Annotated in this window: 16 protein-coding genes and 1 tRNA gene; 7 read left to right on the plus strand and 10 right to left on the minus strand. The window is 63.1% G+C overall.

Annotated elements, in window-relative coordinates; translation table 11 throughout:
* The first annotated feature begins 28 nt into the window (after positions 1–28).
* The gene (locus tag BG60_RS10385; RefSeq protein WP_008350894.1) at positions 29–463 is read left to right on the plus strand and encodes a hypothetical protein; all 435 of its coding nucleotides are present in this window, start codon (positions 29–31) and stop codon (positions 461–463) included.
* Here the strand turns inward: BG60_RS10385 and BG60_RS10390 are convergent, their stop codons facing one another.
* The 8 genes from BG60_RS10390 to BG60_RS10425 all read right to left on the minus strand — a co-directional run bounded on the left by BG60_RS10390 (position 464) and on the right by BG60_RS10425 (position 8600).
* Positions 464–1528: a 2-aminoethylphosphonate aminotransferase gene (locus BG60_RS10390; RefSeq protein ID WP_034471348.1), complete on the minus strand. Its 1065-nt coding sequence runs from the start codon at positions 1526–1528 to the stop codon at positions 464–466.
* Positions 1528–2685 (minus strand): phosphonopyruvate decarboxylase, encoded by a 1158-nt coding sequence (aepY, locus tag BG60_RS10395; RefSeq protein ID WP_008350898.1) that lies wholly within the window; start codon positions 2683–2685, stop codon positions 1528–1530. The genes BG60_RS10390 and aepY overlap by 1 nt, the downstream gene beginning before the upstream one ends.
* Positions 2678–4375 (minus strand): phosphoenolpyruvate mutase, encoded by a 1698-nt coding sequence (gene aepX / locus BG60_RS10400; protein WP_034471350.1) that lies wholly within the window; start codon positions 4373–4375, stop codon positions 2678–2680. Before aepX ends, aepY begins: the two co-directional genes overlap by 8 nt.
* Positions 4372–5148, minus strand: coding sequence for a phosphocholine cytidylyltransferase family protein (locus BG60_RS10405; RefSeq protein ID WP_008350902.1), 777 nt, complete (start codon positions 5146–5148; stop codon positions 4372–4374). Before BG60_RS10405 ends, aepX begins: the two co-directional genes overlap by 4 nt.
* Positions 5149–5172: 24 nt before the next feature.
* On the minus strand, positions 5173–6189 hold the full coding sequence (locus tag BG60_RS10410; RefSeq protein WP_008350904.1) for a flippase-like domain-containing protein: 1017 nt from the start codon (positions 6187–6189) through the stop codon (positions 5173–5175).
* A complete protein-coding gene (locus BG60_RS10415; protein WP_008350907.1) occupies positions 6186–6998 on the minus strand; it encodes a HalD/BesD family halogenase in 813 nt (270 codons plus the stop codon). Before BG60_RS10415 ends, BG60_RS10410 begins: the two co-directional genes overlap by 4 nt.
* Positions 6995–7693: a CDP-alcohol phosphatidyltransferase family protein gene (locus tag BG60_RS10420; protein ID WP_008350908.1), complete on the minus strand. Its 699-nt coding sequence runs from the start codon at positions 7691–7693 to the stop codon at positions 6995–6997. Before BG60_RS10420 ends, BG60_RS10415 begins: the two co-directional genes overlap by 4 nt.
* 187 nt (positions 7694–7880) lie before the next feature.
* On the minus strand, positions 7881–8600 hold the full coding sequence (locus tag BG60_RS10425; RefSeq protein WP_051079049.1) for a DUF4136 domain-containing protein: 720 nt from the start codon (positions 8598–8600) through the stop codon (positions 7881–7883).
* Positions 8601–8800: 200 nt separating this feature from the next.
* On the opposite strand from BG60_RS10425, the gene pepN reads away from it, so the two are divergent.
* From pepN to BG60_RS10440, 3 genes are all read left to right on the plus strand, one after another.
* Entirely contained in the window at positions 8801–11518 is a 2718-nt protein-coding gene (gene pepN, locus BG60_RS10430; protein ID WP_034471352.1) for an aminopeptidase N, read from the plus strand.
* Between the two features lie 165 nt (positions 11519–11683).
* A complete protein-coding gene (locus BG60_RS10435; protein ID WP_008350914.1) occupies positions 11684–12703 on the plus strand; it encodes a class 1 fructose-bisphosphatase in 1020 nt (339 codons plus the stop codon).
* Positions 12704–12799: 96 nt separating this feature from the next.
* Positions 12800–12875 (plus strand) — tRNA-Thr (locus BG60_RS10440).
* Positions 12876–13252: 377 nt separating this feature from the next.
* Here BG60_RS10440 and BG60_RS38180 read toward each other — a convergent pair.
* Positions 13253–13507, minus strand: coding sequence for a hypothetical protein (locus tag BG60_RS38180; protein ID WP_144403752.1), 255 nt, complete (start codon positions 13505–13507; stop codon positions 13253–13255).
* Between BG60_RS38180 and BG60_RS38975 the strand changes: the two genes are divergently transcribed.
* The gene (locus tag BG60_RS38975; RefSeq protein ID WP_008350916.1) at positions 13506–13655 is read left to right on the plus strand and encodes a hypothetical protein; all 150 of its coding nucleotides are present in this window, start codon (positions 13506–13508) and stop codon (positions 13653–13655) included. The genes BG60_RS38180 and BG60_RS38975 overlap by 2 nt on opposite strands.
* 234 nt (positions 13656–13889) lie before the next feature.
* A complete protein-coding gene (locus BG60_RS10450; protein WP_034471354.1) occupies positions 13890–14492 on the plus strand; it encodes a chorismate mutase in 603 nt (200 codons plus the stop codon).
* 7 nt (positions 14493–14499) lie between these two features.
* On the opposite strand, the gene BG60_RS10455 is transcribed toward BG60_RS10450, so the two are convergent.
* Positions 14500–15645 carry an exonuclease domain-containing protein gene (locus BG60_RS10455; protein ID WP_034471356.1) on the minus strand — a complete coding sequence of 382 codons (1146 nt, stop codon included), beginning with the start codon at positions 15643–15645 and terminating at the stop codon, positions 14500–14502.
* A gap of 1241 nt (positions 15646–16886) precedes the next feature.
* Between BG60_RS10455 and BG60_RS10460 the strand changes: the two genes are divergently transcribed.
* Entirely contained in the window at positions 16887–18029 is a 1143-nt protein-coding gene (locus BG60_RS10460) for a porin (RefSeq protein ID WP_008350922.1), read from the plus strand.
* Positions 18030–18075: the final 46 nt, after the last annotated feature.

Consider the following 18075-nt stretch of genomic DNA (forward strand, 5'->3'; position numbering starts at 1 on the left):
TGCTGGCTGTTACGTTCGCTGCTTCGCCATGATCGCTGCCCGACTCGTTCGCTTTGTTCTGCCGATGACGCTCGCGTCGCTGGCCGCGCTCGCCCACGCGGAAGCGCTCGATGCGCAACTCGATTGCAAGTCGACGCCGCACGCTTTCATCGCGCCGCTGCAAGAAAACAATTTGCTGGAAAAGAAGCCGATGCGCGTCGAGCCGAACTCGATCAACGCGTTCCGCGCGGCGAAAGGCGCGACGCTGACGGCATATGGATTCAAGGTCTACGCGCTGGTGGCGTATCAGAAGGACGATCCGCTCTTCAGGCAGGGCAAGGGCGAGCCGATCGGGGATGCGGCATACGGCGCGGTCGTCTGGGGCGGCGACGCCGAAGTCGAGCAGAAAGTGCGCGCGGCGGGCAGCGACGCGGTCGTGCGCCACGTCGCGCCCTTCATCACGGCGATTTTCTGCAAGCTGTAATCAGCGCAGCAGCGTCACGAACGACGAAATCAGGCGATCCATGTCGTTCGCGTCGAGCGCGCCCATCGTCGAGATGCGGAACAGTTCCTTCGACAGGCCGCCCTGCCCCGCATAAATCACGAAGCCCTTCGCCTTGAGCGCGTCGTGCAGCGTTTCATACGTGACGCCCCTCGGCAGCCGATACGCACGCAACACCACCGACGACTCTTCCAGCGGCAACGCGCTCTCGATGCCGAGCGCAGCCAGCCCCGCGCGCACCTGTTCGGCGAGCTTCGCGTAACGCTGATGCCGCGCGCGCCAGCCGCCTTCTTCCTCGAACTCGCGCAGCGCCTCGACGAGCGCGTAATACGCATGCACCGACGGCGTGAACGGCGTGTTGCGCTCGTCCTGCAGCTTCGCGAGACGCGCGATGCCGAGGTAATAGTTGCGGCTCGCGGCCTGCGCCAGCGCATCGCGACGCGCGATGACGAACGCCGCGCCCGGCACGCCGTGCAGGCACTTGTTCGCGGTCGCGGCAATCGCGGCGATGCCGCCGCCCGCGAAATCGATCGCTTCGGCGCCGAAGCTGCTCACCGCGTCGAGCAACAGACCGACGCCGCGTTCCTTGCACGCGCGCGAAAGCTGATCGATCGCGTTCAGGCGGCCGGTCGTCGTTTCGTGATGAATGATCGCGACATTGCTGAACTTCTTCGTGTCGAGCAGGCCGACGATCGCGTCGATGTCCGGCGCCTGCATCCACTCGTATTTGACGACCTCGTGATCGATCCCGTACTGCTTCGCGATCTGCGCGATGCGATCGCCATACACGCCGTTTTCCACGACGAGCAGCCGCCCGCCTTCCGGCACGAGCCCGGCGATCATGCTTTCGACCGCTGCCGTGCCCGAACCGGTCATCAGCACGGCGCTCCACACGGCCGGATCGAGCGCGTAAGCGGCGACGAGACGCTCGCGCGCTTCGTCCTGCAGATCGAAGAACTCCGGCTCGCGATGGCACAAGTCGGTTTGCAGCAGGCTCTTGCGCACGCGTTCGCTCAGCGTGACAGGGCCCGGATTGAGCAGCAGCATCAACGGCCTCCTATGTGTTGTTGCAGACGCGCGCGTACATCCTCGGGCGTGATTTTCGGACGAGGCAAGTCGGCGGGCGTGCCGGTTCTGATCGACAGCCGCGCGAAACGCACGCCGCCGACATCCTTCGCTTCGAAGAGACGATCGATCACGCCGATGTCGTCGCCGTCGAGCGCGAGCGCATAGCCGCACGCCGATGCGATCGACGCGAAATCGACTTCGCGCGACACCGTCGCCTGGCCGCCGGTCGATTCGTGCGCGCCGTTGTCGAGCAGCAGGTGAACGAGATTCGACGGGCCGTATGCGCCGAGCGTCGCGAACGCGCCCATCCGCATGAGCGCGGCGCCGTCGCCATCGAGCGCGACGACGGTCAGATCCGGACGCGAAAGCGCGAGGCCGAGCGCCATCGGCGTGACGCAGCCCATCGAGCCGACGAGATAGAGCTGATTCTCGCGGTCGTCGATCGCGTACAGCTCACGTCCGCAAAAACCGGTCGATGCGAGCACGACCGTCGCATCCTTCGGCGTCTTCGCGATGACCTTTTGCAGCGCGTCGTGGCGCGTCACGCGCTCGCCTTCGAAGCGCTGCACGCTCGCCGGATTCGCATTGACGCGCACGCCGGACAAGCCGGTTTTCTTCAGCTCGTAAGGCGCGACGCTGCCCTTTTGCATCACGAGCGCGTACGGACGGCCCGTGCGGTCCATGTAGTCGGTCGCGCGATCGAGCGCCGGGCCGATCTCGCCGGCTTCCGTGGGGAACAGCTCCCACGGGATTTCCATCGTCTCGAGCATCTGCGGCGTGATGGGGCCCATCAGCGCGTGCTGCGGCTCGTCGTGGACGCCCGGCTGGCCGCGCCACGTGACGATCAGCAATTGCGGCAGACGGAAGGTCCACGTGAGCGACGTCAGCGGGCTTACGGCATTGCCGAGACCGGAGTTCTGCATCATCGCGATGCCGCGACGCTTCTTCCCGCCGCCCAACGCGACGCCGGCGATCAGCGCGACCGCGTCGCCTTCGTTCGCCGCCGACACGTAATGCAGCGATTCGTCCTGCAACACGTAGTTGATGAACGGAGTCAGAAACGAGCACGGCACGCCCGCATACCAGTCGAAGCCTCGTTCGCGCGCCGCCTCGACAAACTGGGCGGCCTCAATCACGCGCGTTCTCCGTGCTTTCCGAGCCGATCGGCGTCTGACCGTGCGCGAAATCGCCCGCTCGACGGAAATCGTCGAGATCGTTCACGCCGCGCCAGTGGCCGTGCACGTATTGCACTTCGATTTTCTGGCCATCGGCGATCAGCGCGTTGAGAAGCGCGGCCGTGTCGAGCGTGTCGAAATCGGCGCGTTGCTGCAGCGTGCCGAGCGTTGCGAGCAGGCGTTCGCGCGCAGCGGCGCGCACCTTGACGAGGCCCATCCAGCGGCCTTGCGGCGCGCGTCCATCGGCGATCATCTGGCCCGCGCCGACCACGCTTTCGAGCCACACTTTCTGGCCGAAGAGCGCGCGGTCGTCAGCGGTCGAGCAGTACGCGAAATCGGTTGCCGCCGCGCCCGCCTGTAGCGTCTGCGACGAATCGACGACCACGCAGAAGTCGCTGTCCGACTCGACCAGATCGCGCAGGATGTAGCTGCGGAACAGCAGGTCGCCGTAGGAAATCACAGTGTCGCCGTTCATGTGCTGGACGGCGCACGCGAGCGACGCAAGTTCGCCCGTGCTTTCGTGCTTCTCGTTGACGACGAGGCGGATGCCGCCCTTCTCGATCGCATCGGCGCGATATCCGCCGACCACGGTGATGTCGTTGATGCTTTCCTTCTTGAACGCCTCGACGAGATGGCGCAGCAGCGGCTTGCCGGCGACCGGCAGCATCACCTTCGGACGCGCTTCGGTCAGCGCTTCGAGGCCCGCGCCGCGGCTCGCGGCGAGCACGATCGCGCTGCGCTTCTCGTTGGCCGCGCTCAGGTAGATGTTCTCGGCGGCGGAATATTCGTCCGCGTCCTGCAGACGGAAAATCTCGTTCACCGACGCGATGCGGTCCTCGACGTTGACGAGCGTCTCGCTGTCGTGGATTTCCTTCGCGATCGCCTGCATCGCCGAAACCGCGCCGCGAATCAGATGATTCGCCCAGATCACGCAGCTGATGCCCGCCTGACGGAACGCATCGGTGGGCGTGCTGTAGTACTTCGTCGGCACGATGACGAGCGGACCGCGCCCCGCCCATTCGCGCGCGAACGTGAGGATTTCGTCGGGCTTCGAGAGCTTGCTGTGGATGAGAATCGCATCGGCGCCCGCCTGGCGATACGCTTCGGCGCGCTTCAACGCCTCTTCCATGCCCCAGCCGGCGATCAGCGCTTCCACGCGCGCGACGATCGAAAAATTCGGATCGCTTTGCGAATCCTTGCCCGCCTTGATCTTGCCGCAGAACTCGTCGATATCCGCGAGCGGCTGCGCTTCGCCGTTGATGAAGCTGTTGGTCTTCGGAAACTGCTTGTCTTCGATGCACACGCCCGCGATGCCGCGTTGCTCGAGCTTGCGCACGAGACGCCGCACGTTGTTGAAGTTGCCGTAGCCGGTATCGCCGTCGAGCAGGATCGGCAGATCGCTTGCGTCGGCCATGAATTCGAGGTTGTCGACGACCTGCGTCCAGCTCGCTTCGTTGTTGTCGCGCACGCCGAATTGCGCGGAGATCGACAGGCCCGAGCCCCAGATCGCCTTGAAGCCGGCTTCCTTCGCGATGCGCGCCGAAATGCCGTTGTGCGCTTCCATCAGGAATTCGAGGCGGTTGCTTTGCAGCATTTCGCGCAGGCGCAGCGTGCGCGAGTAGCCAACCGGGATTTGCGTGGGTGCGTTCATTGTTGCGAGGCTCCTGCAAACTGACGCAGCGCGTTGAGCGACGGCAACACTTCGTCCGCGGCGCGCTTCACGTCGTTCTGAAAATCGATTTCGATCCACGGCGCGCCGGTCACATCGGCGATATCGAACGCGTGGGACTTTTCCAGCAACAGGTCGCGCACCGCTTCTTCGTGCGGCATCTTCGCGCGGCCCGTCGCGACATAATCGGCGCAGATTTCGGCGAGGCGCGTGGCCGTCGCGTGATCGAAGCGGAAGAAGCCGACAGATTCGCCGATCGTGTCGTACTTCAGCCCCGCCGCGACCTGCTTGCGCAGTTCGACCGGCACGCCGTTCTCGACGCACAGCTTCACCGGCTCGTCGCCGGCTTCGAAATCGCGATCGATCAGCAGACGATTCAACGAGCCGCCCGCGACGAGCGGCTCGAAGATGCGTTCGTCGTAGAGCACGTCGGCGTCCATCAGGAGGACGTCGCCGCCGCGCGTCATCGCGTCGCGCGCGGTGTGCACGGACAGCACGCTGCCGAGCGTGAATTCGTCGTTGACGACGATTTCCGTCTTCGGCTTCCAGTCGATCGCCGCAAGCTCCGCCTCGATCTGCTCGCTCTTGAAGCCGGTCACGAAGACGACTTCATCGACGTTCGCGGCTTTCAGAAAGTGCAGATGGCGTTCGAGCAACGATGCATCACCAAAGCGCAGCAGACACTTCGGCTTTTGCTGGCCTTCGGGCTGAACGAGGCGCAAGCCCATCCCGGCCGCAAGAATAATTGCGCGCATGCTTGTGTTCCCTTCGTGGGTGGGTCAGTCGATATCCGGCACGCGCGCGAGACGGCGGCGCTGCCAGCCTTTTTCAACGAAATGCAGATAGACGATGCCCGGCACGCCGAGCAGCAGTTCGCGCGCGCGCTTAGCAAGCGACAGCGCGAGCGCCGCTTCCGGCGGCAAGCCGACCAGACGCGCAAGCAGCAGATAGCCGCCTTCCTGCACGCCGAGCGAGCCGGGAATGGCGAAGGCCGCGCCGCGAATCGCCTGGCCGAGACTTTCGAGCAGCAACGCTTCCGCCCAGCCGACCGGATGGCCGAGCAGATGCAGCGCAAGCCACACTTCGCCCGTGCCGACGATCCAGCCGACGAGACTCAGCCCGAAGCTCGCCGCGACCTTGCCGCGCTCGCGATACATCTCGTGGACGGCGGCGTCGACGGCTTCGGCGCGCGTGACGAGCGACGACCAGTCGCGCTTCGCCGAGAACTTCGCGGCGATGCCGGACGCAAAGCGCATCGCGCGGCCGAAGAGACCGCGCCGCTGCGCGAGATAGAAACCGAAGATCATCAGACCGATCACGCCGATCACCGCGAGCACGGCGATCGTGACCGTCGATGACGAGCCGCCCGCCGCATAGCCTGTCAGCAGCACGACGCCGATCAGCGCGAAGATCAGTTGCGCGACGGTCTGCATCGTCGTGCTGACGGTGATGACGGCGGCCGCGTCGCGCGCGCGCATGCCGCGCTGCGCGAGATAGCGGACCATCAGCATCGGCCCGCCGATCTGGCCCGCTGGCATCAGGCTATTGACCGATTCGCCGGCCCAGCGCGCGAGCAAGGCGTCGCGCAGGGACACGTCGCGTTCCTTGCTGGAGAAGAGCACGCTGATCGCGCCGGCATCGACGACGAGCGGCACGAAGTGAAACGCCGCGACCGCGATCAATCCCCAGCCCGCCGCGGCCAGCGTCGATGCAACCGAACCGAAGCCTTGCCAGCCGAGCAGCGCGATGAACAGCACCACGCCGACCGACAGCAGGAATGTGCCCGCGCGGCTCATGCCTGTCCGTTCTTGCCGCCCTTGCGGCGAAAGACCTGCCTGAATCCGAAATACGCGATCGAGTCTTTCATGTTCGAGATGAAGCGCTGAAACGGACGCATGTTCGGGTTCGTCACGTACTCGAACGTGAGCGACACGCGCATCTCGTTTTCGCCGAGCGGCGTGACGCGATGGCGCAGCTTGTCGCCGTCGAAAAACACGAACGCGCCGGGCGGATATTGCACGGAGCCCGGCTGATCGGGAACCGCCGGATTCTTCGTGTGCAGTTCGTAATCGAGCTTGCAGGACGAATCGTCGATCACGCCGAGCAGGAGCGTGTAGCGGCGGCCATCGTAATACGACGTGTCGTAATGCCAGCCGATGTGGTCGCCGGGCTTCGTGTAAAAGTAAAGCGCGTAGGCGTGAGGATCGTCCTCCGGCGAGAGTTGCAGCTTGTCGCCGGTGATCGATTCCAGCCACTTGATGAGCGCTTCCGATCGATACAGGTCGGCGATGAACGGCGCGAGCTTGTCGAGCGTGTGACGGCTCACGCTGCCGCCCGCCTTGTGCCCCGGCAGATAGTTGCGGTTCACGGACGGCATCACGTCGTGCACGGCGGCGATCAGCCGCTCCGTGTAGTCGCGCGGCAGGAAGTCTTCGATATAGAGAAACGAGCCTTGCTGACCGTACTCGTCGCGCAGCTTCGGCGTCTGCAGCGCGGCGAGGCGCGCGTTCATCGTCGAATCGATATCGCGCTTCGACGGGCGCGCGGTCGTCGCCGTCTGCGCCGGTTGTGTCAGCGTGCTCTCCGGAGTTGCCGTATCGCTCATCTCACCGCCTGGAAATCTTTGTCGTCTTTTGCATGCGTGGCCTGCGCGCGGCGTTTCGTCTGCGCGACGACGCGCTGATAGTCCACCGCCACATAAATGGCGAAGAGCGGCGCGCCGATCGCCGCGGCGATCAGAAACGGCGTCATGCCGTTCAGAATGGTCACGAGCGGAAGCAGATACAGCACGTCTTCCGTTTCGAATCCGGCCAACGACGCCTGTTTCGTGCCCGACTTGCCGATCATCGATTCGATACGCATGCGCAGGAAAAAGATCAGCGCAACCGCCACGCCCGCCATGCCGCCGAGCCATTGGGCGGGCACGATCATCGACGGATGATGCACGGCCACGTAAAACCCGATGCCGAGGAACAGCAGCACCGTCACGAGCGCATCGCACGCGAGATCGTAGAAATGGCCGATCTTGCTCGACTGGCCGCTGATGCGCGCGAGTTCGCCGTCGGTGTGATCGACGAAATTCGACAGCGCGATCAGAAGCGCGCCGAGCGTGCACATCCAGAACTGGCCGAGCGACAGATACCACGCTCCAGCCAAGCCGATGGCGAGGCGCAGCGTGGTCAGATGGTTGGGCGTTACCGGCGTGCCGACGAGCGGCGTGACGAGACGGCGTGCGAGCCGCGCATCCCATGTGGTGGGCTCGGGAACGGCTTCAGGATTGGGCGGACACGATTTTGTCATCCCGGGAATATATCGCTAATTGACCGAAGCTGCATATATTGCGGCCCGGCGCCGCCGCGATATTTCCCTGTTTAGTCAAGGGCGGCGGGCGTGTTTGAAACATTTCCCGAAGCCGTAAAAGGCAATGCTCACTGCGCATGACGGCAAAAAATTCCGATGCCGTTTTCGCGTCGATGCGACGGCCCGATCAATCGACGGTTTTCGCTGCGGGCGCGGGTGCGACGCTGCGCTCGTTCGGTCCGGCCGACGCGGCCGTCTCGTTCGACATGCCGCCGCTCTTGTCCACCGGCAGCGTCACCGTTCTGACCGTGCCGTTACCGAGCGGAAAGTCCGCCAGCGCGCTGCGCACGAGATACGGCATCGCCTGATACAGCGACGGATCGCCCGTCGCGTTCACCGCCGTCACCTTGTACGTCTCGCGGCCGGTCTTGCGGTCGTTCATGCGGATCTGCAGCGCGTGCGTATAGACCGGATAGCTCTGATCGACGTAACCCGTCGCGCCCCACGAACCGTACGGCCCCCACCCGCCCCACGGTCCGCCCCAGTATGGGCCGGCGCCCCACGGACCGTACATCGGCCACGGATCGTAGTAGACCGGTTGACGCACGGTCACCATGTCGCCGCGAACCGAATAGGCGATCGCGATCTGATAGTTCGCGCTCGCCTCGGGCGCCTGACGGAAGTTGTACTTCGCGAGTTCGTTGGCGACGAGCGTCTCGTAGGTCGTCTGCTCGATGCTGTTCTGCTGCTCGCTCTTGCGCGTGAACGCGTAGGTGCGGGTCGCGTCGCTGCCGCTCCAGTCGGAGAATGCAGTGACCTGCGTCTGCACGTAGGTCGTGCAGCCGGCGAGCCACATCGCCGCCAGCATCAGCGGCCATGTGACGAGCGTCCTGATCGGGAATTTCATGGTCGTCCTCACTTCGTTCAGCACCCTTCTCCGTTATAGACAGCACCGCCTTGCGTCGCATGGCGGCGTCCTTGTTTTGTGGGGTCCACGACGCGTGGCGCCGCCCGATTCACGATCGCCGGGCGGCTTGTACAATGATTCGACCAGGCGCGCACGCGCGAGACGCCGGCGCCGTTCAATCCAAACATGAAGATCTTGCCATGTCTACCACGACCGCATCCGCTGTGATTCGCCGCCAGGACTACACGCCGCCCGCGTTCCTGATCGATTCCGTCGCGCTCGAATTCGACCTCGTGCCATCGCGCACGGTCGTGAAGAACACGATGAAGCTGCGGCGCAACCCCGACGCCCAAGGCGACGCATCGCGCCTCGAACTGATGGGCGAGCAGCTCGAATTCGTGAGCGCGGCGATCGACGGCGTCGCGCACGCGGATGTCCGCGTCAATGAAAACGGACTGTCCATCGGCAGTATTCCCGCGGATGCTTTCGAGCTTAGCATCGAGAGCATCTGCAATCCGGCCGAGAACACGACGCTCTCCGGACTTTACGTCTCCAGTGGCAACTTCTTCACGCAGTGCGAAGCCGAGGGCTTTCGGCGCATCACCTACTTCCTCGATCGCCCGGATGTGATGGCTACCTACACCGTCACGCTGCGCGCCGACAAGACCGCGTGTCCGGTGCTGCTGTCGAACGGCAATCTGATCGAGGAAGGCGATCTGCCCGATGGCCGCCACTTCGCCAAATGGGAAGATCCGTTCAAGAAGCCGAGTTATCTGTTCGCGCTCGTCGCGGGCAAGCTCGTGTGCATCGAGGAACGCATCGAATCGGGCTCGGGCAAGGAAAAGCTGCTGCAAGTCTGGGTCGAGCCGCACGATCTCGACAAGACCCGTCACGCGATGGATTCGCTCATCAACTCGATCCGCTGGGACGAGAAGCGCTTCGGCCTCGAGCTCGATCTGGACCGCTTCATGATCGTCGCGGTGAGCGACTTCAACATGGGCGCGATGGAGAACAAGGGCCTCAACATCTTCAATACGAAGTATGTGCTCGCAAACCCGGAAACCGCGACGGACACCGACTTCTCCAACATCGAGGCCGTGGTCGGCCACGAGTACTTCCATAACTGGACCGGCAATCGCGTAACCTGCCGCGACTGGTTCCAGTTGAGCCTGAAGGAAGGCCTGACCGTGTTTCGCGATCAGGAATTTTCCGCCGATATGGCCGCCGGCGACGTCGAGGGCGCGGCGAGCGCCGCCGCGCGCGCGACCAAGCGCATCGAGGACGTGCGCGTGCTGCGTCAAATGCAGTTCGCCGAGGACGCCGGCCCGATGGCGCATCCGGTGCGCCCGGAAAGCTACGTCGAGATCAACAACTTCTACACGATGACCGTCTACGAAAAAGGCTCGGAAGTCGTGCGGATGTATCAGACGCTTTTCGGTCGCGACGGCTTCCGCCGCGGCATGGACCTGTATTTCAAGCGGTTCGACGGCCAGGCCGTGACCTGCGACGACTTCCGCCAGGCGCTCGCCGACGCGAATCATCGCGATCTCGCGCAATTCGAGCGCTGGTACAGCCAGGCGGGCACGCCGCGCGTGTCGGTGCGCGCAAATTACGACGCCGGGACGAAGCGCTACACGCTGACGCTCACGCAGGGTTACGGCGACGGGTCGGAAGCTGCGCGCGAAACGCAGAAGGGGCCGCTGCTGATTCCGTTCTCGGTCGGCCTGATCGGCCAGAACGGCGCGGACTTGCCGCTGCGCCTCGAAGGCGAGAAGGAACCGAACGGCACGACGCGCGTGCTCGAATTCACGGAGCGCGAGCAGTCGTTCACTTTCGTCGACGTGAACGAGGCGCCGCTGCCGTCGCTGCTGCGCAATTTCTCCGCGCCGGTGATCGTCGAATACGACTATACGAACGATGAACTCGCGTTCCTGCTCGCGCACGACAGCGATCCGTTCAACCGCTGGGAAGCCGGCCAGCGGCTCGCCACGCGCGAGTTGCTGGCGCTCGCCGAGCGCGCGGCCAAGGGCGAGGCGCTCGCCATCGACGATCAGGTGATCGCCGCGTTCGCCCGCGTGCTCGACGACACCACGCTCACGCCCGCCTTCCGCGAGCTCGCGCTGATGCTGCCGTCGGAGAGCTATCTGGCCGAGCAGATGACCGTGTCCGATCCCGCCGCCGTCCACGCTGCGCGCGTGTTCATGAGCCGCCGTCTCGCGTCGCAAATGCGCGACAAATGGCTCGCGACGTACGAAGCGAACCGCACGCCGGGCGAATATCGTCCGACGCCGGAAGACGCGGGCAAGCGCGGCCTGAAGAACCTCGCGCTCGCCTATCTCAGCCAGCTCGACGATCCGCGCGACGCCGTCAAGCTCGCGCAGGCGCAGTACGACGCCGCCAACAACATGACCGACCGCTCGGCGGCGCTTTCCGCGCTGCTGCTTGCGAGCGCGACCAAGGGCGCGGATGCGACCGTCGCGGACGCGGCGCTCGCGGACTTCTATCGCCGCTTCGAGAACGAGGCGCTCGTCATCGACAAGTGGTTCGCGCTTCAGGCGACGCAGCGCGGCGGTCCGGATCGCAAGGTAATCGAGATCGTGCGCAAGCTGATGCAGCATCCGGCGTTCAACATCAAGAATCCGAATCGCGCGCGCTCGCTGATCTTCAGCTTCTGCAGCGGCAATCCCGCGCAATTCCACGCCGCCGACGGCTCCGGCTACGCGTTCTGGGCCGAACAGGTGATCGCGCTCGACGCGCTCAATCCGCAGGTCGCGGCGCGGCTCGCACGCGGGCTCGAACTGTGGCGCCGCTTCACGCCGCAGTTGCGCGAGAAGATGCACGCGGCGTTGAGCGACGTCGCCGCGAAGGCGAAATCGCGCGACGTTCGCGAGGTCGTCGAAAAGGCGCTCGCTGCTTAAGCGCTGTTTCGTCGGGAGTTTTTGGTGTTTAGCGGCCGCCGCGCGAGAACCTCGCGCGGCGGCCGTTCTCGCTTATGGCGGATGCAGGCGGTCGCTGTCACATGGAGCGGCCGGGTCGAGCGGTTAGAATCGTGAATATTCGTCTAACGCTCACGGAGCCTAAGCATGTCCTCCATTTCCAGCCGCACCACGCTCTCGAAGTATCTGATCGAGCAGCAGCGTGAACATCAGAACCTGCCTGCCGACTTGCGTCTGTTGATCGAAGTCGTCGCGCGTGCCTGCAAGCAGATCAGCTATCACGTCAGCAAGGGCGCCCTAGGCGAGGCGCTCGGCTCGGCGGGCAGCGAGAACGTCCAGGGCGAAGTGCAGAAGAAGCTCGACGTGCTTTCGAACGAAATCCTGCTCGAAGCCAACGAATGGGGCGGCAATCTGGCCGCGATGGCATCGGAAGAAATGGAAAAGATCTTCCCGATTCCGAATCGCTACCCGAAGGGCAACTATCTGCTGACGTTCGATCCGCTCGACGGCTCGTCGAACATCGACGTGAACGTGTCGATCGGCACGATCTTTTCGGTGCTGCGTTGCCCGGACGGCGCCGATCCGAGCGAAGCGGCGTTCATGCAGCCGGGTTCGCAGCAGGTCGCGGCGGGCTATGCGGTGTACGGTCCGCAAACCGTCCTCGTGTTGACGACCGGCCACGGCGTGAACTGCTTCACGCTCGATCGCGAGCTCGGCTCTTGGGTGCTCACGCAGCGCGACATGAAAATCCCCGTCGAGACCCGCGAATACGCGATCAACGCGTCGAACAGCCGTCACTGGTATGAGCCGGTGCAGCGCTACATCGGCGAGCTGAACGACGGCAAGGACGGCCCGCGCAAGGAAGACTTCAACATGCGCTGGATCGCATCGATGGTCGCGGACGTGCATCGCATTCTGAATCGCGGCGGCATCTTCATGTATCCGGCCGACAAGCGCGATCCGTCGAAGCCCGGCAAGCTGCGTCTGATGTACGAGGCTAACCCGATGTCGTTCATCGTCGAGCAGGCGGGCGGCGCCGCGACCAACGGCGAACAGCGCATCCTCGATATCGTTCCGACGAGCCTGCATCAGCGCGTCGCCGTGTTCCTCGGCTCGAAGAGCGAGGTCGATCGCGTGACGCGCTACCACGTCGAAAAGAAAAATTGATCTAAGGTATTGCCAAAGCCAGAAAGGCTCTGCATAATCTCACTTCTTCGTTGCTGACGAACTAAACGAACGCAAAAAACGAAGAAAAAATTCGGAGCCGGAATAGCTCAGACGGTAGAGCAGCGCATTCGTAATGCGAAGGTCGGGGGTTCGATTCCTCTTTCCGGCACCACAAGAATTCAGGCAGTTCTAAAAACCCGCGATCACGCATGTGTCGCGGGTTTTTGCTTTTTGCGCCGCGTTTCTCGAAACCCCCGCAATCTTTCGCACTTTCGCACTTTCGCAACGATCGCCATCGCGACAACAGGTTTGCGATTCGAACCGAAAATCGGCTTCAGCGATTTCACATTCGGCAGCACCCGCGCGCCTGATTCGTCTTATATGTGCGCTTTCGTACAACAACGAGCCATTTTCCGCTGCGCACCATGAAGCGTCAACGCTGGTTTCCCGGTATCGTTATATCCATAGAGGAAAAGCTACAGTTTAAGTACGCGCTGATGCCTTTCGGGGTACAGCCCAAGCTGGATGCGGCTCGCGGGGCGGCAGTCGCTAGGCGATAAAACGTAGTTTTTGCAGCAACGAATACAGCGGCCGGCAATCGATTACCGAAGCCATTCCGGTCCCGACACGAACGATCATGCGTTCTTGATGAAACGCGCCGATTCGGCTCAAGCAGAAGCGGTGGCGATCCGATAACGCATCTATGGAAGGAACCGTAATCGGCAATTCGGCTGCATGCGGCGGCGCAATAGCCGCATCGACCGTGTTAGCGCAATTGTTGTAGTCATTCAGGAGAGAAATCATGGACGCAAAACCGACGAAAATCCCGACGCCCGACAAGGTGCTTTGTCCGGATCCGGAACCGGTTGGCGTCGAGTTTCTCGCGACGGAGCTGCCCGAGCATGTGCGCGCGTTCTTCGACGAACAGCGCGACTCGGCGCAGTCGAAGTAGGCGGACCCGCTGGATCACGCCGTCGTCGTGAGAACGACGCCCGCCGCGCGCGGCGCACTCGGATCATCCGGTCCGCACATGGCTCACGCCAGGACGCGTCGCGCCTCTCGTTCATGACCGCATCGGGGCGGGTCGTGCGCTACGGCTCGCCTCGTGAAATCCCCTCCGCCAGTTGGCTGCCGTCGTTCCCGTTTGACCGCGGTGCGCTATTCTGGCGCTTTTGCCCGGATCCCGATGCGCCGCCGATCGCCCCCTTCTCTCCTCGCCTCCACCACGTTCGCCTGTGCGCTTGCGTTCGCCGCCCCCTCTTCCGTGCATGCAGACGGCGACGACACTCCGTTCACCAACCTCATCGCCCTCGTCTCCCAACGGCTCGCACTCGCGGAGCCGGTCGCGCGCTGGAAGTGGGCGCATCACGAGCCGATCACCGATGCGCCGCGCGAAGAAGCGTTGCTCAAGCACGTCGAGGAAAAGGCCGGCGCCGCGCAGGTCGATCCCGAATTCGCGCGTCAGTTCTTTCGCGATCAGATCGAAGCCAGCAAGGATGTGCAGAACGCGCTCTTCGCGAACTGGCGCGCGCTGAAAGCTGCGCCGGAAGAAGCGCCGCCCGATCTCGCCAAGGACACGCGTCCGAAGCTCGATCGGCTGACGCAGTCGCTCGTCTCGGCGCTCGCGCATGTCGAGCCGATCCGCCATGCCGAAGACTGCCCAGTGCGGCTCGCGGAAAGCGTCGCGCGATGGAAGCATCTGACGCGCTACAACTCGTCGATGAACGCGCCGCTCATGCGCGCGCTGTCGCACGTCTGCGCGTCGGGCGGCGTGGGCGCGGTCGGGTGACGGCGCGTCAGATGGCGGACGCGAGCGTTGCGGCGACAAGCGGTGTCGCGACGAGACCGCGCGCGAGACGCTCGCTCAGAATTCGATAAGTGGACAGCTCGAACGCGGGAGAATCCGCGCTTGCGCGCAGCGCGCCGGCTTCCTCGAGCGTGCCGGCCGTGCCGAGATAGCGCCAGTTGTCGATGACATGCCACGCGCGTTGCCCCGATGCCGCATCGCACTCTTCGATCGCGATAGCACCCGCATACGGCCAAGGCGCGCCGCGAACGTCGCCGGAACGCGACTTCGGCGCGCGGTTGTGCGCTGGACGCGCGCTCGCGATCCATTGCGCCTCGGCCAGCAATGCCCCGATTTCGCCGCCCGTCGCCTTCCATTCGAGACGACGCACCAGCGCGGAGAGACGCAGATCCTTCGCCGAGCGCCGCGGGCCGACGAGATGCGAACGCACACGCTGACGCAAGCGCACGCTGCGGCCAGCGTAGAGCGGCGCGTCGTCGTCGCCATAAAACATGTAGACGCCGCAGCCCGAAACGATCTGCTCGATCGTGTCCTCGTCGATGTGCGCGGCGAGGTGGAACCGGCGCGTCACGCGTTCGAGATGCGTGCGCATCACATCCGGCGCATGCGCGCGATGCAGGTGCTGCCAGAATTGCCACAGCAAATCGGCATCGGCGAGCGCACGATGCCGCGCCGCCGGCACGAGCGCGTGGCGCGCGACGAGCGCATCGAGACCGTGACGGCTTTCCGCCGGATAAACGGCGCGGGAAAGCTGTACCGTGCACAGCACGTCGGGCGCGAAGCGAAGGTCCACGCGCCGGAATTCGTCCTTCAGAAAGCTGTGGTCGAAGTGTGCGTTGTGCGCAATGAAAAGGCGGCCCTTCATGCGGTCGAGCAAGCCGGACGCCAGCTGCTCGAACGTCGGAGCCTCGCGCACCATTGCATCGGTGATGCCCGTCAACTGTTGCACGAACGAAGGAATCGGCCGCTGCGGATTGACGAGCGATGTCCACTGCGACACGCCCGCCGGCCCGACTTCGACAACGCCGATCTCGGTGATTCGGTCCACGCCGAATGTGCCGCCGGTCGTTTCGAGATCGACGAAGACGATGGGTTCGGAGGGATAAGCGTAGCTTGCGGACGGATCGGGATGCATCGTGAACGGCGAGAGACGGCGGGATGCGCCTTGGATGGAGCGAATGCTGGATTGCCCATTCTAACGCAGCCGGAAGCGGCGGACTTTTACCGGAACAGTCGGTGGTCGGGACGAGTCGGCTTTTTTGGCTAGTTTTTGCTTCAGTTAAAACCACACCATTTTGATAGTTTTCCATTAAGCCGATGCTGAATTTAACGCATCGCAATGGCGGATAACCCTTAAAAGCATTTCCGGATTATCAAGGATACGAGTTTGCGGCCGTCGCGGCTCGCTGAGCCGCAGGAAGGCGAACCTTGCGAGGCTTGGGCGAGGGCCGTTGCGCCGCGCTCGCCCGTGGCTGCCGCCCGCCAGCGTCCATTTAGGGCGCTGACCGTTTTCTCGCTTAGTTAATCGGTCCGCATTAAATTAAAATAGCGCAAGCACGGTTTATCGGCGAAAAAGAACGCGATGCAACGCGGCTTCTCCTATACCGAACGATATTAAGACTTTAGTGCCTCCTGGGCTGCACAGAGCATTATATTAATCGTCAGCGCCTTTCGTCTTGCCCGATTCTCCGACATTAACCGACGTGCAAACTAAGTCGCAACTTAAATGTAATGAAACAAATCGGCGATGATTCCGCTCGACCGATTCGAGCAATGATGCCAAACGCTTGTCGCGTCTTCCTTATTGCGCGCAGCCGCCGCTCAAAAGCTTTCGCGACGCGGACGCGAACCCAAGTCCCACAAGGCTCCGGGCAAAAAAAAGCGCGACCGGGAAGTCGCGCTGACAAAGTTTGGAGATCTTTTTCCGTCAACGAAAAAGTCTGCTTCGGAAAGCAGAGACGACAGTATAACGATGCGGCCCGCATTCATTACCCGCAAAAGCAGCAAACTTCTGTTTCAAATATCTCAACAATCGAATTTCCAGAAGTTTCCCGTTGTTTTCTTGCGGCAATCGTGTCGCGCATGCGCAACGTCATTTGGTTGACACCGCATCTCTTACGACTTTATTCGCGGATAAACCCTTGTATATAAAGAAAAATATGCGTTCCATCGATCATTGCCGCATCCACAATGATTTATTGTGGAAATTGGAACGCCTAGCGCTGTAACACCGTCTTTACACTTCGTCTGGTCCGGAAACAAATGTGTCGGTGACGCCGATCCATTGCTCCTCCGCCCGCGCCTCTCGCAGCGCGCCGGAGCGAGGTTTCCTCAAAGCCTGGGTCCCCGGCCCTATCTGCTCTCGGAGTTACAAAGATGAAAAAGACTCTCATGGTCGCCGCCCTGTCGGGCGTTTTTGCTACCGCCGCCCATGCGCAAAGCAGCGTCACGCTGTACGGCCTGATCGATGCGGGCATCACCTACACGAACAACCAGCAAGGCCACAGCAACTGGAAGGCGACGAGCGGTTCGGTCAACGGCAGCCGTTGGGGCCTGCGTGGTTCGGAAGACCTCGGTGGCGGCCTGAAGGCGATCTTCACGTTGGAAAACGGCTTCAACATCATGAACGGCACGAACGGCCAGGGCGGTCGTGAGTTCGGCCGTCAGGCGTTCGTCGGTCTGTCGAGCAACCAGTTCGGCTCGATCACGCTCGGCCGTCAATATGACTCCGTGGTCGACTTCCTCGGGCCTCTGGCTCTGACGGGCACGCAATACGGCGGCACGCAGTTCGCTCACCCGTTCGACAACGACAACCTCGACAACACGTTCCGCGTCAACAACTCGGTCAAGTACACGAGCGCGAACTACGCTGGCTTCAAGATGGGCGCGATGTACGGCTTCTCGAACGAAGCCGGCGGTTTCGCGGATAACCGTGCGTACAGCGTCGGCGCGTCGTACAACTACGGCCCGTTGAACGTTGCTGCAGCGTACATGCAACTGAACAACGTCGGCTCGCCGACGAACAACACGGCCGGTGCGGTCACGACCGACAACACGCCTTTCGTCGCTTCGCGTCAGCGCATCTTCGGCGGCGGCATCAACTACGCGTTCGGCCCGGCAACCGTCGGCTTCGTGTTCACGCAGACGATGCTCGACAACGCGACGCAGCTGACGAACGTCGGCTCGCAAGGCGCTGGCAACATCGCGCTGAACGGCGACAGCATGCGCTTCACGAACTACGAAGTGAACGGCCGCTACAACCTGACGCCGGCTCTGTCGATCGCAGGTGCGTACACGTACACGGATAGCCGTATCGAAGGCGAAAAGCCGAAGTTCCACCAGTTCAGCCTGCAAACGGCGTATGCGCTGTCGAAGCGCACCGACGTCTACCTGCAAGGCGAATACCAGCACATGACCGACCAGGACGGCCTGCCGGTCGGCGCGGTGATCAACGGCGTTGGTATGTCGTCGAACGGCAACCAGGTTTCGGCGACGGTCGGCATGCGTCACCGCTTCTAAGCTTCACAAGCAGTCCCGCTGTAGAAAAGCCGCTCTTCGGAGCGGC

It is taken from the genome of Caballeronia zhejiangensis, assembly GCF_000698575.1.
GTDB lineage: Bacteria > Pseudomonadota > Gammaproteobacteria > Burkholderiales > Burkholderiaceae > Caballeronia > Caballeronia zhejiangensis.